We start from the raw sequence: 26258 nt of genomic DNA, 5'->3' as shown, positions 1-26258 counted from the left end.
AACGGGTGATTCGGGTGTCGACGAATGATTTCGTAAAATTTTTAACGCAGCAATTTGTACGGTATGTTGACCAGCCCAAGGTAGATCGGGTGGAGAAGAGGAAGGAACGTAAACAACAAAAACCCCCTCTTTCAGTAAAATGGTTCGGATTGTTGCCAATGGCGATTTCAATGTTAATCAAACGGAAATGAAAAATGAGGGATGAGCTTTTTAGGCTTGTCCCTCATTTTTATATTAACTTAAATTCATCAAAGTATTATTGGATAGGTAGAACATTCCACCATTTATGATTTGTACTACAACCTTCGGCTCATACAGATCTTTCAGCGCTTGCTTTTCAAGATGATAGCTTTCTGGAAGCTCTTCAATATCCTGATAGAAATGATCCAACAGTTCTTCATCTTCCTGCCATCGTTTTCTTGCATCAATCGACCATTGTGGATCATCGTCTTGTATGACCTGCTCGATATAATGCTCAATGCGTTTTATCCCACTTACAGGTTTGATCAAAGAGCTCATCGTATAACAATAATCGGGAATTTTCGGCGTTAGAGCTTTTGATTCTAACAAACCTTGGAATTCACTAACCATCATCCCATTTATCAGGTTCAGACCTATAGAATGAAGGAAATCCTTCTTGCGGTCACAATGATATGACACTTTTATGTTCAAGCCGATCCATGGGACAAGTGGTACATAAGCATTTTCATTTTGCTGGACGTTTTCAAAAAGCCGGATATATGAGCCGAGCTGTCGAGTCGACTGGAAAATCTGATGTAACCTTGGTGAACCGAAATGGATAAACTCACCATCTTTATCTTCTTCAGACTGCTCCGTCCGAAGCTTAAGCTTCAGAGGGTTAGGCTCTGCACCTGTCAGCTCCTGATAATGCCAATAAAAAGGACGGTTCATCAACAGTTTATCAAGTTCAATCGTCAATTGGACATGAAGAAGGTGATTTTCTCGCTCGAGCATTTCACATTCATTTGCTGTAAAATAGCGGTCCAGAAAATTATGAATGTCCTTCTGAAGCATAAGCATCCCCCTCATCATTTGAATAAGTCAACAACGAAGTCAAATTGTCCATTTTAACCCTGATTTCTCCTTCTGTATCAGACTCGTAAAAAATATCCCGTATATGTTGTTCAATGTTCTTCATCCCAACACGAGAAAGGATTTCGTCTAAATCGCCAATCACATTTTCAAATAAATTGATTTTTTCGTATAAAAGGCGCAGGATATGTTCTTCAACCGTATTTTCAGTTGCAAAGTTGTAAATGTGTACATCATGCTCCTGGCCGATTCGGTGGATCCGGCCAATTCTTTGCTCGATCCGCATCGGATTCCAAGGCAAATCATAATTGATGATATGCTGACAAAATTGCAGATTGATACCTTCACCACCAGCTTCAGTGGCGATCAGCACTTTCGCATGATTTTTGAATAGTTGGGTCATCCAGTCTTTCTTATTCCGCTTGAATCCTCCACGGAAAGGTACAGAACTAATGCCATGCTGTTGAAGGTACCATTGCAGATACAATTGAGTAGCACGGTATTCAGTGAAAATGATTACTTTTCCATCAATGGATTGGATGATTTCTAAAGCTTTTTCAGCTTTCGAGTTCCGATCGACATTTTCGATTTCGTGCATTAAGGTGATTGCTGTCTCCCTAGCAGTATCACTGATACCTTCTTTTTCAGCCATTGCTTTTAACGTTAAGAATACCGCTTCACGGCTGCTGCAGACTTCTCGTTGCAAGGTAATGGTCGAAAAAGCATGTTGTTGTTCGTAATCGGTATTTGATCGTGCTTGTGTAATGGATTCATAGAGTTTACGTTCTGTAGGTGAAAGTGTAATCGGCACAGTCTTCACGATACGTTTTGGCCATTTCAAGCCTGTATCTTCTCGTCTGTTACGGACCATCACTTTATTGATCAGCTGCTTGAGCTTTTTTTCATTTTGAACATTATATCGTCCTGACCTGTAGGCTTCATCAAAATACTCCTCATTCCCGAGATGACCAGGTTTTAATAACGAAACAAGGTTGAAAACCTCTTCAATCCGATTTTGGATCGGTGTTGCAGTCAAAAGAAGACAGTACTTTTTCTTTAAATGCTGGACGAATTCATAGTTTTTCGTCTTTTTATTTTTCAGCTTGTGTGCTTCATCAATAATAATCAAATCATAATCTTGATCTAAAACAATATCACGGTGAGGGCTTCTCTTCGCAGTATCGATCGATGATACGACCACATCATACTGATCCCAGACATAAGCTTTCTTTTGCGGTATAGCAGGGATGAGAAACTTTGTGTTCAATTCATGGGTCCATTGCAAAACAAGGGAAGCCGGTACGAGAATCAGGATTTTCTTTGCTAAACCACGAATCATGTATTCTTTCAATATCAAACCGGCTTCGATCGTTTTTCCTAGACCTACTTCATCAGCTAAGATCCCTTTTCCGTTCATGTCCTCAATGACTTTCCGGGCAACCTCCATCTGATGCGGAAGTATTTGGACATGGGGGATATGCTTTGGTGCCTGAAGGCCGAGAAAATCGGGTATTATTAAACTCTCTTCTGCCTCTAATGCAAGCTTATAGAGTTCCCAATTTGACCATGGACCGTCTTCATCCAGGCGCTTAATGAAATCAGAACTCCAGGTTTGATCATGCTGGATTTTAAAAGTCATAGACGAAAACCCTTTCCGAATGTAAAATTAGGTTGATTATCGAACGAATTATGATGATTCGGCTCATAATGTTCGTTAATATTTAAAATAGAACGCTTTCTATAGAAAAGATAATTGCGATTATACGTTCTTCGATGATAAGATATAACTAGATTCATACTTAGTATGAACAAGCGAACTGAGAAATATAATAGCTGTTACCGATTTAGTCTTTATGGTGTATGAAGTGAGTGATGTTCAATCATATAGTGCGAGTGAGAACAAGGGGAGAGTCTACTAATTCAGGGTAGCGCCGAAGGAGCAAGCGAAAGCGAATCTCTCAGGCAAACGGACTCTTGTTTGACGCAACTCTGGAGAGTGCTCGGTTATGGAGCCACCAAAGGGGAAAGTCGCAGGACTAACCGTTCTGTGATCAAACTTTCAGGTACGAGGACAGAGAGGGCTTGTTGTTATAAAAGTCTTCTTTGTCCTCTCTTTTTTTGGAGGAAGTTCAAAAAGTATCCAAGGGCTCATGTACCTGCGTCGACGAGTGTACCTTTGATGAACGCTTCCTCGGTACAACTCGTAGAAATAATGCAAGTACTGCTCGTTGATAAACGGCGAATTTTCGACGCACAGGACGTGCTAGTACTGCCGTTGTCTCAGGATGTGACGTTTTTAGGCAGTGATCGTTACTTGGTTTTACCGGTCCTCCGACGTACAGGATGTACTAGGACCGGCGTTGTCATAGGACGTGACGCTTTTAGCCGGTTTCATTATTCGTTTAACTTTTATAAGACTAAATCTAGTAGCTGGAAGAAAATTAAAATAGAAGGAGAGATGCTCATGTCATCCCTAAAGCAAACCCCTTTGCATGAACTTTACAAAGAATACGGAGCAAAAGTAATCGATTTTGGTGGTTGGGAATTGCCTGTCCAATTTTCGAGCATTAAGGAAGAGCACGAAACGGTACGTTCCAAAGCCGGTTTGTTTGATGTTTCCCACATGGGAGAGATTACGGTAAAAGGTGAGGAAGCGGAAGCTTTTCTTCAATATGTGATGACCAACGATGTATCTAAGCTGAAGGATGGTGGTGCTCAGTACACCGCTATGTGCTACGAAGATGGTGGAACTGTAGATGATCTCCTTGTCTATAAGCGTGGGGAAGGTGATTATCTTCTCGTTGTAAATGCTGCAAACATTGAAAAAGATTATGACTGGCTTATAAAGAATAAACAAGGAAATGTTGAAATTCAGAATCTTTCGGAGGATATTGCTCAATTAGCGTTACAAGGTCCAGTTGCAGAAAAAGTCTTGCAGAAGCTTACAGAACACGATCTTTCCGAAATCGGTTTCTTCAAGTTTGCAGAAGACGTAGAAATCGATGGAAAGAAAGCACTGGTTTCTCGTACGGGCTACACTGGAGAAGATGGTTTTGAAATCTATATCGAAAGTAAAGATGCTGCACACCTATGGAAAGCCATTTTAGATGCGGGTAAAGAAGACGGCGTTCTTCCAATCGGGCTAGGAGCTCGTGATACATTACGCTTTGAAGCGAGACTCGCTTTATACGGCCAAGAGTTGACTGCTGAGATTTCTCCGCTGGAAGCAGGAATCGGCTTTGCAGTCAAATTGAACAAAGAGCCTGATTTCATCGGAAAAGATGCTTTGCGCAAGCAGAAAGAAGATGGATTGAAACGCAAGTTAGTCGGTATTGAAATGATTGATAAAGGTATACCGCGTACCCATTATGAAGTTTTCAAAAATGATGAGAAAATCGGAGAGGTCACGACTGGTACGCAATCTCCTACACTTGGTAAAAATCTTGGGTTAGCTTTAATCGACTCGAAGTATACGGAACTCGGAACCGAAGTAGAAGTCCAAGTCCGTAAACGACGCTTGAAAGCAGAAGTCGTAAAAGCACCTTTCTATAAACGTTAAGGAAGAGGGGGAATAAAAGGTGAAATTTCGTTATCTACCAATGACAGAGCAAGATGAAAAGGAAATGTTAGCAGAAATCGGTATCGATTCAATCGATGAGTTGTTCAGTGATATCCCTGAGAATGTTCGATTTAAAGGGGACTTGAACATCACCGAAGCGATTCCGGAAAATGACCTGATGAAAAAGATGTCGCAGCTCGCGGCGAAGAACGTAAACACGAAAGACTATACCTCCTTCCTAGGAGCAGGGGTATATGACCACTATATCCCGTCGATTGTCAATCATGTGATTTCACGTTCGGAATTCTATACGGCATACACACCATATCAACCAGAAATTTCGCAAGGTGAGCTTCAGGCAATTTTTGAATTCCAGACGATGATTTGTGAGTTGACTGGAATGGAAGTAGCCAACTCCTCCATGTATGATGGTCAAACAGCTCTAGCAGAAGCAGCTTTCTTAAGTGCAGCGCATACTCGTAAAAAGAAGGTCATCGTTTCGAAAAGTGTCCACCCAGAAGCGTTGAGTGTTCTCCATACGTATGCGAAAGGCCCGAATCTCGAGGTAGTAGAAGTTGAAGCGACGAATGGCACTACTGATCTGGAAGCATTGAAAGCAGCAGTTGATGGCGATACAGCTTGCGTCATCGTCCAATATCCTAACTTTTATGGCCAAATCGAACCATTGAAGGAAATTGAAGAAATCGTCCACCAAGAAAAAGCGATGTTCGTCGTTTCCAGCAACCCGCTTTCTCTTGGGGCGCTTAAGCCGCCAGGAAAATTCGGGGCAGATATCGCAATCGGGGATGCACAACCATTCGGTATCCCGGCAGCTTTTGGAGGACCGCACTGTGGTTATTTCGCGACTACGAAGAAGTTGATGCGTAAAGTACCAGGCCGATTAGTTGGACAAACGACTGATGAAGAAGGGCAACGTGGTTTCGTTCTTACACTTCAAGCACGTGAACAGCATATCCGTCGTGACAAGGCGACTTCCAATATCTGTTCGAACCAAGCTTTGAATGCTTTGGCTGCTTCTGTGGCCATGACAGCACTTGGTAAAAAAGGAATCAAAGAGATCGCTATGCAAAACCTTCAAAAAGCACACTATGCAAAGAAAAAGCTTGAAGAAAGTGGCATGGAAGTCCATTTTAAAGGAGCTTTCTTTAACGAGCTCGTCGTTAAAGTATCAAAGCCTGTAAAAGAAGTGAACAAGGCGCTTCTTGAAAAAGGCTTCGTAGGTGGTTATGATCTCGGACAATATTATCCTGAACTCGATCAGTATATGTTGATCGCTGTAACGGAACAACGGACTAAAGAAGAAATCGATACATTTGTAAAAGAATTGGGGGGAGTCCAATGAGCCACGAAAAGAATCAAGCACTCATTTTTGAACTGTCTAAACCTGGACGGGTAGGGTATAGCTTATCAGCTCTCGATGTCCCTGAAACTCCCATTGAAGAACTGATTGACTCTGAATATATCCGTGACGAGGAGCCAGAATTACCAGAAGTATCCGAACTTCAGATCATGCGCCACTACACAGCATTATCTAAACGTAATCACGGTGTGGATTCAGGTTTCTATCCACTTGGATCCTGTACGATGAAATATAATCCGAAAATCAATGAAGATGTTGCGCGGATTCCAGGTTTTGCGCATATCCACCCTTATCAGGATGAAGATACAGTCCAAGGGGCAATGGAAATGCTGTACGACTTGCAAACATCTCTTGAAGAAATCACAGGTATGGATGAGGTCACCCTGCAGCCAGCTGCTGGTGCCCATGGTGAGTGGACAGGCTTGATGATGATCAGAGCGTATCATGAAAAGAATGGTGACCATCACCGTACGAAGGTGATCGTTCCTGACTCTGCTCATGGAACTAATCCGGCTTCAGCGACAGTAGCAGGCTTTGATTCGGTTACAGTCAAATCGGATGAGAATGGCCTAGTCGACCTGGAAGACTTGAAACGTGTAGTCGGGGATGACACGGCAGCCTTGATGCTGACGAACCCGAATACCCTAGGTCTTTTTGAGGAGCATATTCTCGATATGGCACGCATTGTCCATGAAGCTGGTGGAAAGCTCTATTATGACGGTGCGAACATGAATGCGATCATGGGAAGAACACGTCCAGGAGACATGGGATTCGATGTGGTTCACTTAAACCTTCATAAGACGTTTACAGGCCCGCACGGTGGTGGAGGTCCTGGATCAGGCCCAGTCGGGGTCAAGAAAGATCTGATTACATTTTTACCGAAGCCGATCCTTGCCAAAACAGAAGATGGATACGTGTTCGACTATAACCGTCCTGATTCAATCGGAAGAGTAAAGCCGTTCTACGGAAACTTCGGAATCAATGTCCGTGCCTATACGTATATCCAAACGATGGGCCGGGAAGGATTGAAAAAGGTCAGTGACTATGCTGTCTTGAATGCGAATTATATGATGCGTAAACTTGCACCGTATTTTGTTCTTCCATTTGAACAGCACTGTAAACATGAATTTGTCATTTCCGGTAAGCGTCAGAAGAAGCTTGGCGTAAGGACATTGGATATGGCGAAACGTTTACTTGATTTCGGTTATCACCCGCCGACTATCTACTTCCCTCTTAATGTGGAGGAATGTATGATGATCGAACCGACAGAGACGGAATCAAAGGAAACGTTGGATGAATTCATCGATGCGATGATCCAGATTGCGAAAGAAGCGGAGGAATCTCCTGAGGTTGTTCAACAAGCGCCTCATAATACAGTTATCAAACGTATGGATGAGACAACTGCAGCCCGTAAACCGATTCTTCGCTATGAAAAACAATAATTATGTATAATAAATCCCCTTCACTCCATTGGTGAAGGGGATTTTTCACGTTGTTAAGATAATTTTGTTGTTTTAAAGATAAGGTGTGCTGTCCTCTCAAATACAGTCTTAAATGGCCCCTGTCTTACCTATAAAAAAGGACCACCTTTACAACATTCATAAATGAAGTCTTTGGATGATCCTTATCTTCAGGTTATTTTCCTTTTTTTACTTTTCCGTTCCATTTCTTGAACCCGCCTTTAAGGTTATAAAGGTCTTTAATGCCCTTCTTCCTTAAGACAGCTGCTGCACGAACTGTACGCATTCCGCTTTCACAGTACATATATACAGGCTGATCTTTACGGATTTCTTTATGACGCATTCGGAGCTGTGACAACGGGATATTCCGTGCTCCGAGAATATGTCCATTATCAAATTCTTTTTGTTCCCGCACGTCTATCAGTTGAGCTTTTCGATACCCGCTGCGGAATTCTTCTTCTGTCAACGTTTTCAGATGTCTTCGTTGATAGAGCCCAGCGATGATCATATATGCGATGATAGCTGCTGGTAGTGCCCAAAAAATCCATTCCATTTCTTTTCCCCCTAGAAACTTTCTACCATATCTATAAAGATACCATGTCCATTATATACAGGAATTTTCTTATTCGCAAAACTAAGTTTCTAAAATCAATGAATTGTATGGATTGATAGGTTTCTGTTAAACTATGAAAGGTGAATGGATGACGAATGGAAAGAGGCGTACATAAAGATGAAAGAAAAATGGTATTTCATTGAATCTGGTGCAAGCTCACCAGCATATAATATGGCTTTGGATGAAGCACTGTTGGACTGGCATAGTAAAGGAGAAATTCATCCCGTAGTCCGTTTCTATGAGTGGAATCCTGCTACGCTATCAGTCGGTTATTTTCAAAAGGTGGAAAAGGAAATCAATCTTGATGCAGTGAAAAAACACGGCTATGGATTCGTACGCAGGCCAACCGGCGGCAGAGCTGTACTTCATGACAAAGAATTGACTTACAGTGTCATCGTTTCGGAAGAACATCCTAAAATGCCCCAATCTGTAACTGAAGCATATCGGGTGATTTCCGAAGGAATATTAGGCGGTTTCCGCAACCTGGGATTAGAGGCATACTTTGCAGTTCCGAAAACGGAGGAAGAAAAGGCTGGGCTTAAAAATCCTCGTTCAGCCGTTTGTTTTGATGCACCATCCTGGTATGAACTCGTGGTTGAAGGAAGAAAAGTAGCGGGAAGTGCCCAAACAAGACAAAAGGGTGTCATCCTACAGCACGGGTCGATCCTACTCGATATCGATGAAGACAAATTGTTCGATTGCTTCAAGTTTACGAACGAGAGAGTGAGAGAACGGATGCAAAAAGCGTTCAGCAAGAAGGCTGTAGCGATTAATGATCTCCGACCTGAAAGGGTGACCATCGAGGAATCTAAGAAAGCTTTTAAGGACGGCTTCGAAAAAGGCCTCGATATCGAATTCATACCTTTGGAATTGACCGAAGAACAAAATCAATATATAGATGAAATCGTTAAAAGACGATATGCGAATGATGAGTGGACATTTAGACGTTAACTGTGACCAAAATGGTCGCAGTTTTTAAATCTTTTTATTGGAAAAAAGAAGGATATTTGTGAAGTTCAACGGTCATCAGAGGCTCAAAAAAGACTCCTTCCCGCAACTTTGTAAATTTGTCTTTTTTGAATGTCTGGGGTGTAAATTGGACACTTTTCGCCCTTATTCTACATTTTTTATATGTTTTTGATTTTGACAAGATTAAGTTGACTTGTTCTCATAGACACAATATATTGTATTATCTTAAAATAATGTGCACTATATATTGATGTTTTAGGTTTTGCTGTGCTATGATTTGGGTAACATTAAAACAAACAACAAAATTATAAAAATTAATAATTATTAAGGAGGATCCTGGATGGCGATTGTAACAGGGGAGCAACGACATCATATCAACATTGACCGGTTGAATGAAGACATTGCTAAATTCGAACAGGTGCATCCGATCACACCGGACATGCATACGACTCACAAAGGGGTATCAAGATTGGTGATGTTGGATCGGTATTCGTTCAAGGATACTGAGAAAAGAACATTACGAGAAGGAGATTTTGTCATCTTGACGGTTAAAGATGATCCGAAATTTCCTGCAAGGGGTTTGGGGTTCATCGTTTCCATAGATCGGGAACAAAAAACGGCAGAGGTGAAAGTGGATGAGGATTACCGTAGCGTCCTCGACAAGCCGGGTGAAATGGAGACAGGAATCGTAAAGAGATCTCTTGATACGATCGATAAGCCATTAGAAATCTATTACGAGCAGATCGCTAAACGAAATGCGACAGGACTAGCTTCCGTAGAAACAACAGAAGAAAAGAGACAGGAATCATTCGAGAAGTTCTACCATGAACTTGTAAACTTGAACTTCGTACCAGCAGGCCGGGTGCTATATGGAGCAGGAGCCGCAACGGATGTAACGTATTTTAACTGTTATGTTATGCCATTCGTACAAGATTCGAGAGAAGGAATCTCTGACCACCGTAAACAAGTGATGGAGATCATGAGCCGGGGCGGTGGAGTCGGTACGAACGGATCGACACTCAGACCGAGAAACACACTGGCAAAAGGCGTAAACGGAAAATCATCAGGATCGGTGTCGTGGCTTGATGACATCGCAAAGCTGACACATCTTGTCGAACAAGGCGGATCCCGCAGAGGTGCGCAGATGATAATGCTTACGGATTGGCATCCCGACATTATCGAATTCATCATTTCAAAAATGCAGAATCCAAGGATACTCAGGTTCCTAGTTGAAAATACAGAAGATGAAACCATAAAGCAATTAGCTTTAGATAAATTGAAATTCACACCACTTACTGAAACCGAGCGAGATATGTATCAAAGCATTGTAAACTATAAAGCTATCCCTGGACAAGGCGGTTTCACTAATAAAGCCATCAAGGAAGCTGAAGAAAAGTTGCAAACCGGCGGCAACTATAGTGTCCACAACCCAGAATTTTTAACAGGTGCGAACATTTCGGTATGCGTGACCAAAGAATTCATGGAAGCTGTTGAAAATGATACAGAGTACGAACTTCGATTCCCGGATGTGGAAAATTACACATTTGAAGAAATGCTCGAGTACAACACCAAGTGGCATGAATACGGAGATGTTCGAGAATGGGAAGCTGAAGGTTACGGCATTCGTGTTTATAAAAGGATCAAAGCAAGAGAACTGTGGAATCTGATCAATATCTGCGCAACCTATTCGGCAGAACCAGGAATCTTCTTTATCGACAACGCGAATGACATGACCAACGCAAAAGCATATGGACAGAAAGTAGTAGCAACCAATCCGTGTGGGGAACAACCACTCGCACCATACTCCGTCTGTAACTTGGCTGCTGTCAATCTGGCTAATGTTGCAGATAAAGAAAATAAACGTGTTGATTTTGATAAGTTGATACAATCAGTTAGAACCGGGGTCCGCATGCAGGATAACGTTATCGATGCGACACCGTACTTCTTAGAGAAGAACCGTGAACAAGCTCTTGGAGAACGTCGTGTTGGACTAGGTGTCATGGGTCTTCATGATCTTCTTATCTACTGTGAAACGGTTTACGGTTCAGAAGAAGGAAACAAACTTGCTGATGAAATCTTCGAAACGATGGCCACTACAGCTTATCGTGAATCGATTGAATTAGCGAAAGAAAAAGGAAGCTTTCCATTTTTAGTTGGAAATACAAATGAAGAAACAAAAGAATTACGTGAAGCCTTCATCAATACAGGTTATATGAAGAAGATGCCTGAAGATATCCGCCAGGGAATCCTGGAACATGGTATCCGCAATTCACACTTGTTGACTGTAGCACCTACTGGATCCACTGGTACGATGGTTGGCGTAAGTACTGGATTAGAGCCTTACTTCTCATTCTCTTATTTTAGAAGTGGGCGTCTAGGAAAGTTCATTGAGGTCAAGGCAGATATCGTGAACGAATACCTGTCACGAAATCCTGAAGCTGATGCTGAAAACCTGCCTGAATGGTTTGTTTCTGCGATGGATCTAAAGCCAGAAGCACATGCAGATACACAATGTGTCATCCAAAACTGGATTGACAGTTCGATCAGTAAGACGGTGAATGCTCCAAAAGGCTATTCAGTTGAGCAAGTACAAGCTGTTTACGAACGTCTATATAACGGTGGAGCAAAAGGCGGAACAGTATACGTGGATGGCAGCCGTGATTCACAGGTACTGACACTAAAAGCCGAAGAGAATACTTTCGATGATGATTCTGTAGCGTCTAAAACAGAAGAAAAGAAGAAAGTTGTCCTTGTCGATACGATTTCCGACCTTCGTTCCACGGATGTCACGATTGGAAATGAAGTAGGAAACACATGCCCGGTCTGCCGTAAGGGTAAAGTAAAAGAAATCGGTGGATGTAACACATGTACAAATTGTAATGCACAGTTGAAGTGCGGAATCTAAATTGTATATAGAAGAACCGAGTGAAGCAATTTACTCGGTTCTTTTTCATTAAGTCTTTTTAAACCACAGGCTATGCCTGTGTGAAAATTAACCTTTAAGGGTTGTAACAGAAAAATCTCCTCTCGTTATAATAGAAACTGGCCGTCAAACCAATTTCAATTAACGAGAAGAGATCTGCTCATGTCGAGCGACAACAGTTTATCACATACCCGATGGAATTGTAAGTATCACATTGTGTTTATCCCAAAGTATAGAAGGAAGATCATATTTGGGAAATTGAGAAAAGACATTGGTGATTCTAAGAAGATTATGCGATATGAAAGATGTTGAGATCATTGAAGCTCATGCAATGCCAGACCATATACACATGTTGGTCAGAATACCACCCAAAATGTCAGTATCTTACTTCATGGGATACTTAAAAGGAAAAAGCTCTTTGATGATACATGACCGACATGCAAACCTGAAATATAATCATGGAAATCGCACGTTTTGGGCTAAAGGATACTATGTGAGTACAGTTGGACTCAATCAAAAAACAGTAGCGAAATATATTCGAGAACAAGAAGCTGAAGATCGTTTGCGGGACAACATGACTAAATGAGAATATACCCATTCAAGAAATAGGTAGAGAGATAAACGGTTGGCGGTCAATTCAAAAGCCCCCTTAAGGGGATTGTTGGTAAAGTGCCCTTATAGGGCGAAATTAAAACCGCCCGTTTTACGGGCGGATACTTACTTCCTTAGGAATATAGATGCTCAAAACATTGCTCCAATCCCATTTTTCGTAAAAGTTTCCGCCTTGATCAATATTAGAAATCCACACTTTTGCATGTTTGCCATTTTCCTCAGCAATCCACACGTTATTATTCTTTCGATTAGTACGAACCCAAATAAGTCGATTTGATCCAGGCAAATAGTGAGGCGTGAAATCACCAAAACCATTTTTAGGATTTGTAATCTTTTTTTGCTCTTTGTTTTTTAAGTCAATCTGATACAAAGCAGGTAATGGACGTTGGGCTGGATCATTTGACCAATCGCTTTCCTTTGACCTTGCAACTGTAATCAACTGATCATTATGCCAGGTAAAATCCCTGTCTACATATCCATCTGGTGTAAACGTTCCCTGTTTTGAAGCTGGAAGTTCTTTGACTTGTAAGAATTTATTCATAATCGATATTCGATTAACTCCACCAATATAGGCAAGTGAATTGTGGTTTGGTGCCCAGCGAAACCAGCTTGGTTCATTGAGCATTTGATTGAGTTTGATCAATTGTTTTTCATTAGAAGAAAGTACATATAAAATGTTGGCATCTGCAGATAATGAAGCTGTTGGATATTTGATGAAAGAAATCCATTTTTCATCGGGTGACCATTTGAAAATGCTAGTCCCGATCCCGAATTCATCATTTTCCAGTGTTAGAGCAGGCAACTTGAAGAAATCTGTTTTTTTTATCTGATTGTTCTCAAGTATTATTTTATAGAATTCTATATCAGTCCAGCCGTCAGGGGTCAGCTCTGAATTAGTGGATGTTAAGAAACCATTCCCTGTTGGGAACCAGGAGTAATTTCCGACATCGGAGGCTATTGGTTTAGCTGTTTCACTGTTTATGTTTTTTAAATAAAGTGTTTCACCTACCTGAAAAGCAAGAGAATTTTTTTTTGGAGCCCATTGTATGTTGGAAGCATCACCTTTAAAAAACAATTCCTTTTTCCGAGACTCTAAATTGTACAGCCAAATGTTTTGTTTTTCTTCCCCTTCCAAGTAAGCTAGCCATTTTCCATCATCAGACCACCTAGGACCGGATATTTCTTTCTTCTTTGTCACTAGCTGTTCTTCGCTCCCTTTTATTATCCAAAGGTCACCATCTCTTATAAACGCTGCGACTAAGGAGGGATCTGTTTGACCACTTGCTGTGTAAGGTATGGTAAGACTTATTAGCATGGATAGGATAATCGATAATGTTCTCAAATCACTACCTCCTGATATTAACGCTTTTATGTATTTTGTTGCATCCACAGTTCATACATTCTTGCATTTTTTTCCTGTTTGAATTCCAAATTAATACATAAGTGCAAACAATCGGTCTCGACCTCACAAAAAAAGGATGAGGCTCAAGAATTGAGGGAGACGATCGAGGGTTATATACACCGATACTTTCCTGAGACGAGAATCGAATACTTCACTTAAACGCCAAGTACGCTTGTCACTTGCCTGTTATTATTGTATCCTTTTAGTATGTTTTGATTTTGTAACCAGTTACAAAATCAGCAGGTATTGGAGGGGAAGAACATGCCAACTCCAAGTATGGAGGATTATATTGAACGTATTTACCAGTTGATTGATGAAAAAGGATACGCAAGAGTTTCAGATATTGCAGAAGCACTGGAAGTTCACCCATCATCGGTTACGAAAATGGTACAGAAACTGGATAAAGGCAAATATGTCGTTTATGAAAAATATCGTGGCTTCGTACTCACACCGAATGGTAAGAAACTTGGAAAACGTCTTGTATATCGACATGAACTTTTGGAAGATTTCCTGAAAGTCATTGGGGTTGATCAAGAAAACATTTATGAAGATGTTGAAGGAATTGAACATCACTTGAGCTGGAATGCGATTGACCGGATCGGGGATCTGGTTCAATATTTTGATGAAGATACGTCCCGGATTGACGGACTACGGGAAATTCAACGTAAAAATGAAGAGGAACAGGAACAATCATAGCCTTGTGTTGTGATTGTTTTTTAATTGGCGAACAATTTTCAACATCAATTCTTCTAAGCTTTCTGTATGAATTCTCTCCTGCATACAGTCATATATAAAATGGAGAGGGGTGAAACGATGGATGTAGATGGCGTATTCTCAGGCGGTGGTGTAAGAGCAATCGCATTTATTGGAGCCTTGAAAGCAGCAGAGCGGAAAGGGATTACTTTTAAAAGAACTGCCGGGACAAGTGCTGGGGCTATTTTTGCGGCAGTAGTGGCTGCAGGATATAAAGCAGATGAAATTAAAACTTTACTCCATGAGGTGGATATAAGAGAATTTCTCGACCCAAGAAGGCTATCAGTGGCTTTTCCTTTCATGAAGTGGCTGATGTTGTATTGGAAGTTAGGCCTTTATAAAGGGAAGCGGTTGGAACAGTGGGTTGAAGAGGTGCTTGCGGCTAAAGGAATAAGTACTTTCGGTGATCTCCCTGAAGGCTCCCTTAAAATCATTGCTTCTGATATCACGAATGGGCGTCTTATCGTTTTGCCGGATGATTTGAAGAGGTATGGTATTTTACCGGAACGCTTCAAAATTGCTAAAGCTGTCAGGATGAGTGCGAGCATCCCTTATTTTTTCGATCCGATGAAATTGTACGATGCGACTGGTAAGAAAAACATCATCGTAGATGGCGGGGTGTTAAGTAATTTTCCAATCTGGTTATTCCAGGATGGGAAAACGGAGATCAAGTGGCCGACGCTGGGTTTTCAGCTGAAGCCTTCACAGTTCGAGCAAAGACCGAATAATGTCAAGAATGCGATCTCTTTATTCCATGGGTTGTTCGATACGATGATGGATGCGCACGATGCGAGGCACATTTCTGAAGCCCACATCGCTGATATAGTTTTCATCCCCGTAAAACAAATTTCCATGATTAATTTTAACCTTTCTTCAGAAGTGATCGATGAATTGACCGATTTCGGAATCCAAAGCACCGAGAAATTTTTAAGGAATTGGCGTCATTATAGACCCCAAACAAAGCTTTCCACAAAAAAATCGAGCATTTTATAATGCTCGATTTTTCTTCTTCCCTTTTTTACCTTCGATAACTTTGAAGTTATGATCATTTGTACGTTTCTTCATTTTCGATAAGGAGGATTTCGCCTTTGTACTTGGCTTTATCTTTGGTGGTTTTTTCATAATTTTCCCTGGTTGGTTTTGATATTTTTGTGCAGAATAGCGAGCCGCTTGCTTGTATTTATTTACATCCTTACCGCCACCGCCACCAAACCGCTTTGCGAGGAATCGTTTATACAAGAAGTAAAAGATTCCACCTACTGCCGCGACAATCAGAACCATACGCACAAGGTACATCGGATTAGTGATCACGGTTATCACAAAGCCAAATGCTGCAAGACCAAGTATCAACATGATTAAAACGTTGAACTTTCGAAACAACAAGACTCACCTCCTTAAAAAATTAAACGACTTCAGCAGTTTTTTCTGTGGCTGCTTTTTCGTAATTTCCATCTCTTTCAAGCATTTCATTGAATGATGCGATGGCTACCTCAGTCTGTTTATCAGTCGGTTCCTTTGTCGTCAATAGCTGGAGCCATAAACCAGGATAGCCAAGGTAACGTAGTACAGGAATGTTTCTCAATTTATTTGTACCTTGCAGCACTTCATAAGAAACTCCTAAAACGATTGGAATCAGTGCCACTCTAGAAATCAATCTCAGCCATAAGGGTTCTGATGGTACAAGTAAATAAATGAAGACCCCGATGATTACGGTGAACAATATGAAACTGCTGCCACAGCGATAGTGTAGTCTCGATTGAGCCTGAACATTTTCGACTGTCAAAGGCAATTTGTTTTCATAGGCGTTTATGACTTTATGTTCAGCACCATGATATTGGAAAACTCTTTTAATCAATGGTGTCATCGATATAAAGTATAAATATGAAAGCAATAAGATTAATTTAAGGAAACCTTCAATGATATTCTGTCCAACATGTCCTGAAAATATAGGGATCGGTCGAAATGCTTCAGCGGCAATGGCCGGGAGCAAAGTGAACAAAAATTTACCGAAAAGGAATGAGAGGACACCAATTAATGCGGTTCCAAGAATCAAAGTCAATTTGGACGGTTTATTTTCTGCCAGAACTTGCTCATCATCTTCTGGTGCCACATCGTATCTATCTGTGGAAAAATTCAAATGCTTCACACCGTTCGCACTAGCTTCTATGATCGCCACAAACCCTCTGATCAATGGTATTTTTTTTAGAGAGTTAAGAACGGGGCGATGCTTTTTTTTAACTTCGAAGTACTCGATTGAGTCGTCTTTCCTCCGAATTGCTGTTACGTATGTGTATTTTCCAGCGAACATGACACCTTCCATTACTGCCTGGCCGCCATATGCTGGAGTTTTTTGTTTAGACATACATCCACCAACCTATCTATGCATTACCATTCTAACTCTATTCTACATGATAGTCTGCGAAACCGCTATATGTGTGGACTCCTTGTTATTCAATTTTCAAATTCCTTCAAGCTAATAACTTCCTGATAAATGGAACATATTATCAGTGAGAGCCCGCTGAAAAAACTTTTATAGAAGTATGAAGGGCTTTGTTTTTCAGTTTATATTTTCCCTTTTTCCATCTATTTAACACATTTAAACTGGATTTTTTCAATTGATTTTCAATATGTGATAGCTGAAGGATAACTTTGGAGGTGTAAGAATGGAATCTGAACGTAATGGTCAAGAACAAAATGATCACAGAGAACCTTTAGAACAGAATCAAAAGGAGAAACAGGTTTCCTTTACCGGTAGGGTTTTGACAATCGGTTTTGCAGGTGGTTTGTTTTGGAGTCTGATTGGTTACCTATTGTATCTGTTGAACTTCACGAAAATAAAGCCTGCTCTAGTTTTATCCCCATGGGTGGTTGCAGATTGGAAAGATAAAGCGTTAGGAAATTGGATCGGGATTTTCGTTATCGCTTTATTGTCGATGTTAGTGGCAATGGCCTATAAAATCCTGCTTGCAAAGTTCAAGCATATGATAACAGGAGTAATTTATGGAATCGTACTCTGGGGGATCGTCTTTTACTTATTAAGACCGATTTTTCCAACTTTAGAGCCGATTCAGGAATTAGGGAAGAATACATTGACTACCACTTTAAGCTTATATGTGTTATACGGATTGTTTATCGGTTTCTCGATTTCCTTCGAGTATGATGAGTTGACCAAAGCGCGGCAAGAGGGGCATTGAGCTATTCAAAAACAAAGACCTATGATAGAATGTTCCATGGAACATTCTGTTTTTTTTCGTAAAGCTTTAGAGAAAATTTGAATGAATTTCGCGACACTCCTGCGGGATAAGCAACCAGGCGAGACCCCGCAGCGATCGAAGGATCTTCGAGTATAATAATGAAATTCGACTAAATACCACCACGTCCTATGGTGAACGTCGAAGTCAGAACTTCCTGTGCAAGCGAGCGAGGAGGCTTGCGGATCGTCCACGGAAAGGGAGTGAATTTCGGAAAAATTCACGAATAATAAGCTTTACGTAAATATCTATAACCAGTGACAGGACTCCTAATTGTGCAAAAAAGGGGAATTACATAATGAAATTGATGGTGTTGAACGGTCCAAACCTAAATCGTCTAGGTAAACGAGAACCTCATATTTACGGACATAAAACATTGGAACAGATCATGAACTCTCTTGAATCGATTGCAAGGGAAAGCGGATGTGAAATTGATGCCCGCCAATCCAATCATGAAGGTGAACTAATTGATTGGATTCATGAAGCTGCCGAAGGTTACAGCGGGTTGATTCTCAACGCGGGAGCATATACACATTATAGCTATGCAATCAGAGATGCACTTGCAGGTGTTGACATACCTGCAATAGAAGTTCATTTATCCAATATATATGCACGTGAATCATTCAGACATACGTCTGTCATTTCTGAAGTTACAATCGGGCAGATCTCCGGTTTCGGAAATATTGGATATGAACTTGCTCTAAAAGGGCTTTTACACTATTTAAAGGGGGAAGAAAATTGAATCGAATTGAACGTTTAAGAGCATTGTTCGGTGAACATGGAATTGACGGAATGTTGATCACAAGTGCCAGCAATCGTCGGTACATCACCCAATTTACAGGTTCTTCGGGAGTTGTGCTCATTTCGGATCGAGAGGCGAAGTTGATCACGGACTTCCGTTACATCGATCAAGCAAACGAGCAAGCGAAGGGGTACGAAATCGTCAAACATACGGCAATGATTCCGGATGAAGTTGCCATACAGGCGAAGAAAATGGGAATCTCAAAGCTGGGATTCGAGCAAGACTACCTTACATATGCGATCCATCAGTCTTATAGTGATAAGGTTGATAGTGACCTCGTACCTGTTTCAGGTATAGTTGAAAAGCTCCGTTTAATAAAAGATGAAAAGGAATTGCATATTTTAAAAGAAGCGGCAGAACTTGCCGACAAAACATTTGAACATATCTTGGCGTTTATCAAACCAGGTATGAGAGAGATTGATGTTTCAAATGAACTTGAATTTTTCATGAGGAAAAATGGTGCAACCTCATCTTCATTTGATATCATTGTAGCATCTGGAGTACGTTCATCCCTGCCGCACGGTGTCGCAACTGAAAAGGTGATTGAAAAGGGAGACATGGTTACATTGGATTTCGGAGCGCTTTATAAAGGGTACTGCTCAGATATTACTCGGACAATTGCGGTCGGTGAACCGAGTGGAAAAATGAAAGAGATCCATCAAATCGTTTTGGATGCGCAGTTGAAAGGATTAGAAGGATTGAAACCGGGAATGACTGGTAAAGAAGCGGATGCATTGACAAGAGATTATATCAAGGAAAGAGGGTATGGTGAAAACTTTGGTCATTCGACTGGACATGGAATCGGTTTGGATGTCCATGAAGGACCAGGACTTTCCTTTAAAGTTGATACAGTTTTGAAGCCTGGCATGGTGGTAACGGTTGAACCAGGAATCTATGTGTCTGGGCTGGGCGGTGTCCGAATTGAGGACGATGTTGTCATAACGGAAACGGGCTGTGAAAAATTATCAACCTCATCAAAAGAGTTATTCATCATTGGTGAGTAAAAAACAGGAGGAAACAATATGATTTCAGTCAACGATTTTAAAACAGGATTAACAATAGAGGTAGACGGCGGAATCTGGACAGTACTCGACTTCCAGCACGTGAAACCAGGTAAAGGTGCTGCTTTCGTACGTTCAAAGCTTCGTAACCTGCGTACTGGAGCAATCCAGGAGAAAACTTTCCGTGGTGGAGAAAAAGTAGCGAAGGCACACATCGACAACCGCCGTATGCAATACCTTTATTCCTCGGGTGATGTGCATACGTTCATGGATAACGAAACGTACGATCAGCTTGAACTTCAAACGGCTCAAATTGAAGAAGAGCTAAAGTACCTTCTTGAAAATATGACTGTACAAGTACAAATGTATCAAGGAGAGACAATCGGTGTAGAACTGCCAAATACAGTAGAACTTGAAGTGACGGACACTGAACCTGGTATTAAAGGAGATACAGCATCTGGCGGTACGAAACCGGCTACTCTTCAAACGGGTCTTACGGTTCAAGTACCTTTCTTCATCAACGAAGGAGACGTTCTGATCATTGACACGCGTTCTGGAGAATATGTATCCAGAGCGTAAAGTTAAATAGTTAAAAAGTATTGAAAATAAGGACTGGCCCGAACCAAATTTGGTTCGGGCCGGTCTTTTTTTATGGATCTTTAAAATTTGTTGCGCTATCTTAAAAAATTTCAAATCATCTTAAAAAAACACCTCAAAAACTTTAAAAATAAAAAATATCTTTAAAACAGGAAAATTATCTTTAATACGCTCTCAACTTATATTTTCCCCACCTAAAAAGGTCCAGTTCACTAGTCTACTTCTTCTTTTTCCAACATAGGTTGTACAAAAAAGTGGAGGAAGTTATGAAGCATCTCTTTGATCATTTTGACCCTACTGTGCTCAATATGGCGGGATTGAGACTTTTGTCTGCCACCTTTGAACTTACGGCTGTTTTCCTGATGATCCATTTTAATTCAATTCAGAAGGCGGTTCTGATCAATGCTTCTTTGGCCTTTGTAGGGCCAGTGATATTCATCTTCACGATGGCGCTTGGCCTGATGGGGATCGCTGGGGATCTCTCTTTCAGTAAATTAGCTCTGATCGGGATCGGTGTGTTCTTGATTTTGGTAGGAGTTTTGAAATGAGTGTTCTCACTTCGACAGTGTCATAAAAGAGCTTGTTCAACCATACATTGAGAACAAGCCCATAAAAAGAAATGGGGATGTACCATGGAAGAAATTCTTGAGATGCTACCAGATTCATTAAGGGATCTCATATGTTCTCCTATCAAAAATCCAGGGGCGTTAGTCGAGGAAGTGAGAGTTCGAGTCAATCGCCCGCTCGAGATTATTTGTGGGGGGAAGCCGAAGTATCCGAAAACAAGTCTAGGGGATCCGTATATCGTTACATTTCAAGATGGAATCCAACTTATGAACAAGTTGAGCCAATTTTCATTATATGCCTTTGAAGAAGAACTGAAAAGAGGTTATATCACGATAAAAGGCGGACATCGGGTCGGGCTTGCTGGAAAAGTCATTACTGAAAACGGACAAGTCAAAGCGATAAAAGACGTCAGTTCTTTCAATATCCGGGTTGCTCGACAAAAAGTTGGGATTGCAGAGCCGGTTGCACCAATTCTTTTCAGAAGAAGGTGGATGAATACCTTGATCATCGGCCCTCCGCAGTCTGGTAAAACAACTCTTTTAAGGGACTTGGCCAGAGTCGCAAGCTCAGGTATGCCAGAACGAAACATACCAACATCAAAGGTAGGGATCGTGGATGAGCGTTCTGAAATAGCCGGTTGCATCAAGGGTATTCCGCAACATAATCTTGGATCGAGAATCGATGTGCTTGATTCGTGTCCGAAAGCAGAAGGGGTCATGATGATGATCAGAAGCCTCAGCCCTGAAGTCATCATCGTTGACGAGATCGGCAGGCAAGAAGATTCTGAAGCTATTTTAGAAGCTATGAATGCGGGGGTGCAAATGATCATGACAGCCCATGGTTACAGCATCGAAAATGTCTTGAAACGACCTACCATCAAAAGGCTGTTAGACATTCAATTGTTCGATCGCTTTGTGGAAATGTCTCAAAATAGTAGTCCGAGTCGAATCAAGCGAATCTTAGATCGCGAATTCAAGGTGATCAACTTCGAAAAGGAACGAGCCGCTACATGAATGTGATTGGAGCTGTCTGCATCATTCTGGCAACCACTTGGGCAGGATTCGAATGGGCTAAGCGTCTCCAAGAGCGGCCGAAACAGTTAAGACAATTGAAGGTTGCTCTCCAATCACTTGAAGCTGAAATCGTTTATGGACTAACCCCCATATATGAAGCAAGTATCAATCTTTCCAAACAAATGAAAGCACCGCTCTCCCTTTTCTTTGAAGAAGTAGCCGGTCGTTTGTATACGGGTCGATGTACTGTGCAAGAAGCATGGGAGGAAAGTCTTGAAATCATAAAAAAGCATACAGCCTTCCAAAAAGGCGAAATCGAAATTTTGAAGCAGTTTGGAGCCACACTAGGCCGACATGACCGCGATCATCAACAGAAGCAGATCCGTCTTACGATTGTTCACCTTGAGCGGGAAGAAAAAGAAGCAGAAGACATACAGCGTCGCTATGAAAATATGGTTAAGAGTCTTGGGGTTTTAGTGGGATTATTGATTGTCATATTGCTGATTTAGTCGGAGAGGAGAAAGCAGAATGCCTTACGATGTAAACACCATTTTTCAAATAGCTGGAATAGGTATCGTAATCGCCATGTTACATACCGTGTTGAAACAGATGGGAAAAGAGGATATCGCCCACTGGATCACGTTGATCGGGTTCGTCCTTGTCCTTTTCATCGTCATCACCTTGCTTGATGACCTGTTCCAACAAATAAGAGGTGTGTTCCTCTTCCAGGGATGAGGAGGGGTTTTCAATCGAAATCATCCAGATTGTCGGGTTCTGCTTGATCGCTACATTTCTTACCATCGTAATTAAGGAACAGAAACCTGCCTTCTCTTTTCTAGTCATTCTTTTTGCCGGTGCTGCTGTTTTCTTGTTTTTGATAGGAAAAATACAGGCTGTGATCCTGATGTTGGAACGACTAGCCACAAACGCCAACCTGAACATGGTGTATGTCGAGACGATCTTGAAAATCATCGGGATTGCCTATATCGCTGAATTTGGCGCTCAAATCACACGGGACGCGGGACAAGGATCGATTGCTGCAAAAATTGAATTGGCTGGAAAGGTCTTGATTCTAGTAATGGCGATTCCGATCCTTACTGTTTTGATAGAAACGATTATTGATTTTCTGCCTAATTAGGAGTGAATGACATGCCAATCAACTCGCGAATAAAAGTAGTGTTCGGAATAGTCATGGCTGTCATTTTTTTTATATATGCGGGACAACCCCTCAGTCATGCCAGTGCGCAAACGGGTGACAAAGAACAGATCAAAATGAGTTTGAAGGTGGAAGACGAACATCTCGATGATATCCGTGAATATTGGAACAAAATCCGAAGTGAATATGGCGGATTTTTACCGGAAAGCCAAAAGGGCAGCATTCTTGAGTTCATCCAGAGTGATCAAGATTTTTCATTGAAGGAATGGGCGGTTGGCCTTCTTAAATATCTATTCCATGAAATCCTGACAAACGGGAAGCTTCTTGGGATGTTGATCATGTTGACGGTTTTCAGCATGCTCCTTCAGACGATGCAAAATGCCTTTGAAAACCAGGCTGTGAGTAAAGTCGCTTACGGGATTGTTTACATGGTGTTGATCGTCATTGCACTCAATAGTTTTCATGTTGCAGCTAACTATACCATTGATGCGATCAGAAACATGAATTCTTTCATCATCGCACTTATTCCTTTATTACTGGCTTTAATGGCAACAACAGGAAGTATTGCATCAGTCGCTTTTTTCCACCCATTCATCATTTTCCTGGTGAATACGAGCGGGATGTTGATCCAGCATTTTGTCCTTCCGCTCCTGCTCCTTTCAGCATTGCTCAGTATTGTGAGTACTTTGACCGATCATTATAAAGTAACCCAGCTGGCTAATCTATTACGCGGTGTAGCGATAGGTGTCATGCTTGTGTTTTTTACTGTTTTCCTAGGTGTTATAAGTGTTCAGGGCGCAACTGCTGCGGTTGCCGATGGAGTGGCAATCCGGACCGCTAAATTTATTACAGGGAACTTCATCCCTGTCATCGGTCGGATGTTCACAGACGCGACAGACACTGTCTTAAGTGCCTCCTTATTATTGAAAAACACAATCGGAATTGCCGGGGTCGTCATTTTGATCCTGCTATGTGCATTTCCGGCCCTGAAAATCCTGTCTCTCGTATTGATCTATCAAATTGCAGCTGCCGTTTTACAACCGCTGGGTGGTGGCCCGATCATCCAATGTTTAACGATCATCAGCAAGAATGTCATGTTTATTTTTGCGGCACTGTCCATCGTTTGTTTCATGTTTTTCCTAGCAGTGACGATGATGATTGCAGCAGGGAATCTGACGTTGATGATGCGTTGAGTGAGGAGGAGGGTTAGGGTGTCATTTGTGTATGAATGGGTGACGAATATCATTCTTATCATCCTGTTGGCGACAATACTTGAATTATTACTACCTTCGAACGCATTCCAGAAATACGTGAAAGTCGTCATTGGCCTGCTCCTGATCATCGCTATCCTGAATCCGATGATCAAGATGTTTTCCGTAGACCTCAATCAGGAACTGGCATCACTCAGGCTTGATGAAACTGTGATAAAAGATGGTGAGATGAAAAATTTGATAGAAAATAAGAAAAGTGAAATACAAGCCTCACAAGATGCATATATTTTAGAACAAATGGCTGTCCTACTACAACAAAAGGTAGAAGATAAGCTTGCAGACCAATATGAAAAACGATTAAAGGATGTGGTGATACAGGAAAAATCCCAAGCTGGTCCAGAAAAGAGTCAGTGGCTCATCCATACCACTTTGGAAAGTCAGTCGAGTGAGGAAGATGCGGTTGAAGCGATCCAAGAAGTGAAGATCGATACAGCGGAAATCACGGAGCCTGACGAGGAATCGTCTGACATGAAAGAAATCAAGGCTTTTCTTTCCAAAGAGTGGGAAGTGTCCCCTGATCAAATCGTACTTGTAGAGGAAGGAGGATCGTAATGCAAAATGTCTGATGAGAAGAAACAGAATGACTGGCTGAAATCGATTCTGAAACCCAAAAAAGAGGGCATGAAGCTGAACCGCAAATCCCAATACATTTTACTTATCCTCGGCTTCGGGATTGCCATGATGCTCGTCCAAAACCTGATAAGTACACCAGATCCAACTCCAGCTATGAATTCAACAGAAGATGACGAGGAATCTAAGTCGACATTCTCGATAAAAAAATCAGACGATTCTTCCTCGATAAGAGAGATGGAAGAACATTACGGGAACCAACTGAAGGAAATCCTCGACGAAATGATGGGGGTTCAAGATACCAGTGTAATGGTCTTTCTAGATTCAACCTCTAAGACAATATATGAAAAGGATATATCTAAACAAGATTCCACGACTGATGAAACTGACCAACATGGGGGAAAGCGTAAATCCACAAACCTTCAGACGGAAGAAAAAGTGATCATCATCCAAGGTGAAAACGGCGAACAGCCGATTGAAGTCACTACCGAAAAGCCGGAGGTGAGGGGAGTACTTATTTTAGCTGATGGGGCTCAAAACATGAAAGTGAAAAGTTGGATAATCGAAGCGGTCTCGAGGGTGCTTGATGTACCCAGTCATAAAGTGAGTGTAGGACCGAAAAAGCAGAAGGGGGAATAATGAATGTTATTGAAAAAACAAACGGTTTGGTTATTGACAATGTTGAGCTTGATTATCGTGTTATCCGTCTATTATATCACTACACCAGAACAATCTCCGACAGACTTTGCTGCTCAGGATGAAAATAAGAAAGAAGGCGCTACAGAAGCGAATGGTGAGTCAGTCGTCACTGAGGTTGATAGCGACGAGATGTTTACAGAACTCCGGATGAAAATTGAAGATAAGCGATCTGAGCTTCAAGCGAAATACAATGAGGTACTTGCTTCTACCAGTGTTTCAGCCGAAGTACAATCCCAGGCTCTTAGCCAGTTGGAAGGATTACAAGAACTGGCTATGAAAGAAGATACTCTAGAAACATTGATCAAAGGAATGGGCTATGAAGATGTCCTTGTCAATACCATGGATTCGGAAGTTCAGATCATTGTTCGCGCTGATGAAGAACTAAGTAAAAGTGAAGCTAACGCTATCATGCGCAAAGCTCAAGAACAAATCGGTAACAAACATGTAGCCGTCCAATTCCAAATCGCTAAAAACTAATAGGTCATAAAAGGAAGGCAGTCCCCAGGGCTGCCTTCTTCCCATTTAGAGAGTTTTTAAACATAGATAGTGATCCTCGGAAACTAATGATAAAAACCAAATCATGAAAAACCGAGAACTCGAAAAAAG

The 26258-nt window shown here is 41.4% G+C and carries 27 protein-coding genes, 1 pseudogene and 1 riboswitch; of the genes and pseudogenes, 22 read left to right on the top strand and 6 right to left on the bottom strand.

Going from position 1 to position 26258, the window contains the following annotated elements; genetic code table 11:
• The first annotated feature begins 14 nt into the window (after positions 1-14).
• A complete protein-coding gene (locus ACJROX_RS18810; protein WP_408006737.1) occupies positions 15-191 on the top strand; it encodes a YqzE family protein in 177 nt (58 codons plus the stop codon).
• 43 nt (positions 192-234) lie between these two features.
• Here ACJROX_RS18810 and ACJROX_RS18805 read toward each other — a convergent pair whose 3' ends face one another.
• Positions 235-1035, bottom strand: coding sequence for a YqhG family protein (locus ACJROX_RS18805; protein ID WP_408006736.1), 801 nt, complete (start codon positions 1033-1035; stop codon positions 235-237).
• Positions 1013-2692: a DEAD/DEAH box helicase gene (locus tag ACJROX_RS18800; RefSeq protein WP_408006734.1), complete on the bottom strand. Its 1680-nt coding sequence runs from the start codon at positions 2690-2692 to the stop codon at positions 1013-1015. Before ACJROX_RS18800 ends, ACJROX_RS18805 begins: the two co-directional genes overlap by 23 nt.
• Before the next feature lie 254 nt (positions 2693-2946).
• Positions 2947-3037, top strand: a riboswitch (glycine riboswitch).
• 480 nt (positions 3038-3517) lie between these two features.
• Between ACJROX_RS18800 and gcvT the strand changes: the two genes are divergently transcribed.
• Genes gcvT through gcvPB form a run of 3 tightly spaced genes read left to right on the top strand, consistent with a single transcriptional unit; the run spans position 3518 to position 7435 of the window.
• Positions 3518-4612, top strand: a complete 1095-nt coding sequence (gene gcvT / locus ACJROX_RS18795; RefSeq protein ID WP_408011705.1) for a glycine cleavage system aminomethyltransferase GcvT — start codon at positions 3518-3520, stop codon at positions 4610-4612.
• Between the two features lie 19 nt (positions 4613-4631).
• Positions 4632-5975, top strand: coding sequence for an aminomethyl-transferring glycine dehydrogenase subunit GcvPA (gcvPA, locus tag ACJROX_RS18790; RefSeq protein WP_408006733.1), 1344 nt, complete (start codon positions 4632-4634; stop codon positions 5973-5975).
• Complete coding sequence (gene gcvPB / locus ACJROX_RS18785) at positions 5972-7435, top strand: aminomethyl-transferring glycine dehydrogenase subunit GcvPB (RefSeq protein ID WP_408006732.1); 1464 nt, start codon at positions 5972-5974, stop codon at positions 7433-7435. The genes gcvPA and gcvPB overlap by 4 nt, the downstream gene beginning before the upstream one ends.
• A gap of 193 nt (positions 7436-7628) precedes the next feature.
• On the opposite strand, the gene ACJROX_RS18780 is transcribed toward gcvPB, so the two are convergent.
• Positions 7629-8006 carry a rhodanese-like domain-containing protein gene (locus ACJROX_RS18780; protein WP_408006731.1) on the bottom strand — a complete coding sequence of 126 codons (378 nt, stop codon included), beginning with the start codon at positions 8004-8006 and terminating at the stop codon, positions 7629-7631.
• 144 nt (positions 8007-8150) lie between these two features.
• On the opposite strand from ACJROX_RS18780, the gene ACJROX_RS18775 reads away from it, so the two are divergent.
• The 3 genes and pseudogenes from ACJROX_RS18775 (at position 8151) to tnpA (ending at position 12544) form a co-directional block, all read left to right on the top strand.
• Positions 8151-9017 carry a biotin/lipoate A/B protein ligase family protein gene (locus ACJROX_RS18775; RefSeq protein WP_408006730.1) on the top strand — a complete coding sequence of 289 codons (867 nt, stop codon included), beginning with the start codon at positions 8151-8153 and terminating at the stop codon, positions 9015-9017.
• A 358-nt stretch (positions 9018-9375) separates the two neighbouring features.
• Positions 9376-11940 carry a vitamin B12-dependent ribonucleotide reductase gene (locus tag ACJROX_RS18770; protein WP_408006729.1) on the top strand — a complete coding sequence of 855 codons (2565 nt, stop codon included), beginning with the start codon at positions 9376-9378 and terminating at the stop codon, positions 11938-11940.
• A gap of 180 nt (positions 11941-12120) precedes the next feature.
• Positions 12121-12544, top strand: a pseudogene (tnpA, locus tag ACJROX_RS18765) (IS200/IS605 family transposase).
• Positions 12545-12661: 117 nt separating this feature from the next.
• Here the strand turns inward: tnpA and ACJROX_RS18760 are convergent.
• Entirely contained in the window at positions 12662-13960 is a 1299-nt protein-coding gene (locus tag ACJROX_RS18760) for a translocation protein TolB (protein WP_408006728.1), read from the bottom strand.
• A 273-nt stretch (positions 13961-14233) separates the two neighbouring features.
• Between ACJROX_RS18760 and mntR the strand changes: the two genes are divergently transcribed.
• A complete protein-coding gene (mntR, locus tag ACJROX_RS18755) occupies positions 14234-14668 on the top strand; it encodes a transcriptional regulator MntR (RefSeq protein ID WP_225063697.1) in 435 nt (144 codons plus the stop codon).
• 117 nt (positions 14669-14785) lie between these two features.
• Positions 14786-15718, top strand: coding sequence for a patatin-like phospholipase family protein (locus ACJROX_RS18750; protein WP_408011704.1), 933 nt, complete (start codon positions 14786-14788; stop codon positions 15716-15718).
• On the opposite strand, the gene ACJROX_RS18745 is transcribed toward ACJROX_RS18750, so the two are convergent.
• Positions 15713-16105, bottom strand: a complete 393-nt coding sequence (locus ACJROX_RS18745) for an SA1362 family protein (protein ID WP_408006727.1) — start codon at positions 16103-16105, stop codon at positions 15713-15715. The genes ACJROX_RS18750 and ACJROX_RS18745 overlap by 6 nt on opposite strands.
• Before the next feature lie 22 nt (positions 16106-16127).
• A complete protein-coding gene (locus ACJROX_RS18740) occupies positions 16128-17087 on the bottom strand; it encodes a DUF1385 domain-containing protein (RefSeq protein WP_408006726.1) in 960 nt (319 codons plus the stop codon).
• A 301-nt stretch (positions 17088-17388) separates the two neighbouring features.
• Between ACJROX_RS18740 and ACJROX_RS18735 the strand changes: the two genes are divergently transcribed.
• The 13 genes from ACJROX_RS18735 (at position 17389) to ACJROX_RS18675 (ending at position 26129) form a co-directional block, all read left to right on the top strand.
• A complete protein-coding gene (locus ACJROX_RS18735; protein WP_408006725.1) occupies positions 17389-17919 on the top strand; it encodes a YqhR family membrane protein in 531 nt (176 codons plus the stop codon).
• Between the two features lie 355 nt (positions 17920-18274).
• Positions 18275-18718, top strand: coding sequence for a type II 3-dehydroquinate dehydratase (gene aroQ / locus ACJROX_RS18730; protein ID WP_408006724.1), 444 nt, complete (start codon positions 18275-18277; stop codon positions 18716-18718).
• Entirely contained in the window at positions 18715-19782 is a 1068-nt protein-coding gene (locus ACJROX_RS18725) for a M24 family metallopeptidase (RefSeq protein WP_408006723.1), read from the top strand. The genes aroQ and ACJROX_RS18725 overlap by 4 nt, the downstream gene beginning before the upstream one ends.
• Before the next feature lie 18 nt (positions 19783-19800).
• Complete coding sequence (gene efp / locus ACJROX_RS18720; protein ID WP_408006722.1) at positions 19801-20358, top strand: elongation factor P; 558 nt, start codon at positions 19801-19803, stop codon at positions 20356-20358.
• A gap of 284 nt (positions 20359-20642) precedes the next feature.
• The gene (locus ACJROX_RS18715; protein WP_408006721.1) at positions 20643-20924 is read left to right on the top strand and encodes a YqhV family protein; all 282 of its coding nucleotides are present in this window, start codon (positions 20643-20645) and stop codon (positions 20922-20924) included.
• 84 nt (positions 20925-21008) lie between these two features.
• On the top strand, positions 21009-21956 hold the full coding sequence (spoIIIAA, locus tag ACJROX_RS18710) for a stage III sporulation protein AA (protein ID WP_408006720.1): 948 nt from the start codon (positions 21009-21011) through the stop codon (positions 21954-21956).
• Positions 21953-22465, top strand: coding sequence for a stage III sporulation protein SpoIIIAB (gene spoIIIAB / locus ACJROX_RS18705; protein WP_408006719.1), 513 nt, complete (start codon positions 21953-21955; stop codon positions 22463-22465). Before spoIIIAA ends, spoIIIAB begins: the two co-directional genes overlap by 4 nt.
• 19 nt (positions 22466-22484) lie before the next feature.
• Positions 22485-22691, top strand: a complete 207-nt coding sequence (gene spoIIIAC / locus ACJROX_RS18700; RefSeq protein ID WP_221565492.1) for a stage III sporulation protein AC — start codon at positions 22485-22487, stop codon at positions 22689-22691.
• Positions 22692-22704: 13 nt separating this feature from the next.
• Positions 22705-23094: a stage III sporulation protein AD gene (spoIIIAD, locus tag ACJROX_RS18695; protein ID WP_408011703.1), complete on the top strand. Its 390-nt coding sequence runs from the start codon at positions 22705-22707 to the stop codon at positions 23092-23094.
• A gap of 17 nt (positions 23095-23111) precedes the next feature.
• Complete coding sequence (gene spoIIIAE, locus ACJROX_RS18690; RefSeq protein ID WP_408011702.1) at positions 23112-24305, top strand: stage III sporulation protein AE; 1194 nt, start codon at positions 23112-23114, stop codon at positions 24303-24305.
• Positions 24306-24323: 18 nt separating this feature from the next.
• Complete coding sequence (spoIIIAF, locus tag ACJROX_RS18685; RefSeq protein ID WP_408006718.1) at positions 24324-24935, top strand: stage III sporulation protein AF; 612 nt, start codon at positions 24324-24326, stop codon at positions 24933-24935.
• A gap of 6 nt (positions 24936-24941) precedes the next feature.
• Entirely contained in the window at positions 24942-25592 is a 651-nt protein-coding gene (gene spoIIIAG / locus ACJROX_RS18680) for a stage III sporulation protein AG (RefSeq protein ID WP_408006717.1), read from the top strand.
• Positions 25593-25595: 3 nt separating this feature from the next.
• On the top strand, positions 25596-26129 hold the full coding sequence (locus ACJROX_RS18675; protein WP_408006716.1) for a SpoIIIAH-like family protein: 534 nt from the start codon (positions 25596-25598) through the stop codon (positions 26127-26129).
• Positions 26130-26258: the final 129 nt, after the last annotated feature.

Origin of the sequence: Pseudalkalibacillus sp. A8 (assembly GCF_045920555.1) — a bacterium.
Lineage (GTDB): Bacteria > Bacillota > Bacilli > Bacillales > Fictibacillaceae > Pseudalkalibacillus.
The sequence above is the reverse complement of the archived record's forward strand: the minus strand, read 5'-3'. Positions and strand labels throughout refer to the sequence as shown.

Coding starts and splice junctions, on each gene's coding strand:
- ACJROX_RS18805 (WP_408006736.1), bottom strand. CDS start 1,035: ATGCTTCAGAAGGACATTCATAATTTTCTGGACCGCTATTTTACAGCA.
- ACJROX_RS18800 (WP_408006734.1), bottom strand. CDS start 2,692: ATGACTTTTAAAATCCAGCATGATCAAACCTGGAGTTCTGATTTCATT.
- gcvT (WP_408011705.1), top strand. CDS start 3,518: ATGTCATCCCTAAAGCAAACCCCTTTGCATGAACTTTACAAAGAATAC.
- gcvPB (WP_408006732.1), top strand. CDS start 5,972: ATGAGCCACGAAAAGAATCAAGCACTCATTTTTGAACTGTCTAAACCT.
- ACJROX_RS18780 (WP_408006731.1), bottom strand. CDS start 8,006: ATGGAATGGATTTTTTGGGCACTACCAGCAGCTATCATCGCATATATG.
- ACJROX_RS18775 (WP_408006730.1), top strand. CDS start 8,151: ATGGATGACGAATGGAAAGAGGCGTACATAAAGATGAAAGAAAAATGG.
- ACJROX_RS18770 (WP_408006729.1), top strand. CDS start 9,376: ATGGCGATTGTAACAGGGGAGCAACGACATCATATCAACATTGACCGG.
- mntR (WP_225063697.1), top strand. CDS start 14,234: ATGCCAACTCCAAGTATGGAGGATTATATTGAACGTATTTACCAGTTG.
- ACJROX_RS18750 (WP_408011704.1), top strand. CDS start 14,786: ATGGATGTAGATGGCGTATTCTCAGGCGGTGGTGTAAGAGCAATCGCA.
- ACJROX_RS18740 (WP_408006726.1), bottom strand. CDS start 17,087: ATGTCTAAACAAAAAACTCCAGCATATGGCGGCCAGGCAGTAATGGAA.
- ACJROX_RS18735 (WP_408006725.1), top strand. CDS start 17,389: ATGGAATCTGAACGTAATGGTCAAGAACAAAATGATCACAGAGAACCT.
- aroQ (WP_408006724.1), top strand. CDS start 18,275: ATGAAATTGATGGTGTTGAACGGTCCAAACCTAAATCGTCTAGGTAAA.
- efp (WP_408006722.1), top strand. CDS start 19,801: ATGATTTCAGTCAACGATTTTAAAACAGGATTAACAATAGAGGTAGAC.
- ACJROX_RS18715 (WP_408006721.1), top strand. CDS start 20,643: ATGAAGCATCTCTTTGATCATTTTGACCCTACTGTGCTCAATATGGCG.
- spoIIIAA (WP_408006720.1), top strand. CDS start 21,009: ATGGAAGAAATTCTTGAGATGCTACCAGATTCATTAAGGGATCTCATA.
- spoIIIAB (WP_408006719.1), top strand. CDS start 21,953: ATGAATGTGATTGGAGCTGTCTGCATCATTCTGGCAACCACTTGGGCA.
- spoIIIAC (WP_221565492.1), top strand. CDS start 22,485: ATGCCTTACGATGTAAACACCATTTTTCAAATAGCTGGAATAGGTATC.
- spoIIIAG (WP_408006717.1), top strand. CDS start 24,942: ATGTCTGATGAGAAGAAACAGAATGACTGGCTGAAATCGATTCTGAAA.
- ACJROX_RS18675 (WP_408006716.1), top strand. CDS start 25,596: ATGTTATTGAAAAAACAAACGGTTTGGTTATTGACAATGTTGAGCTTG.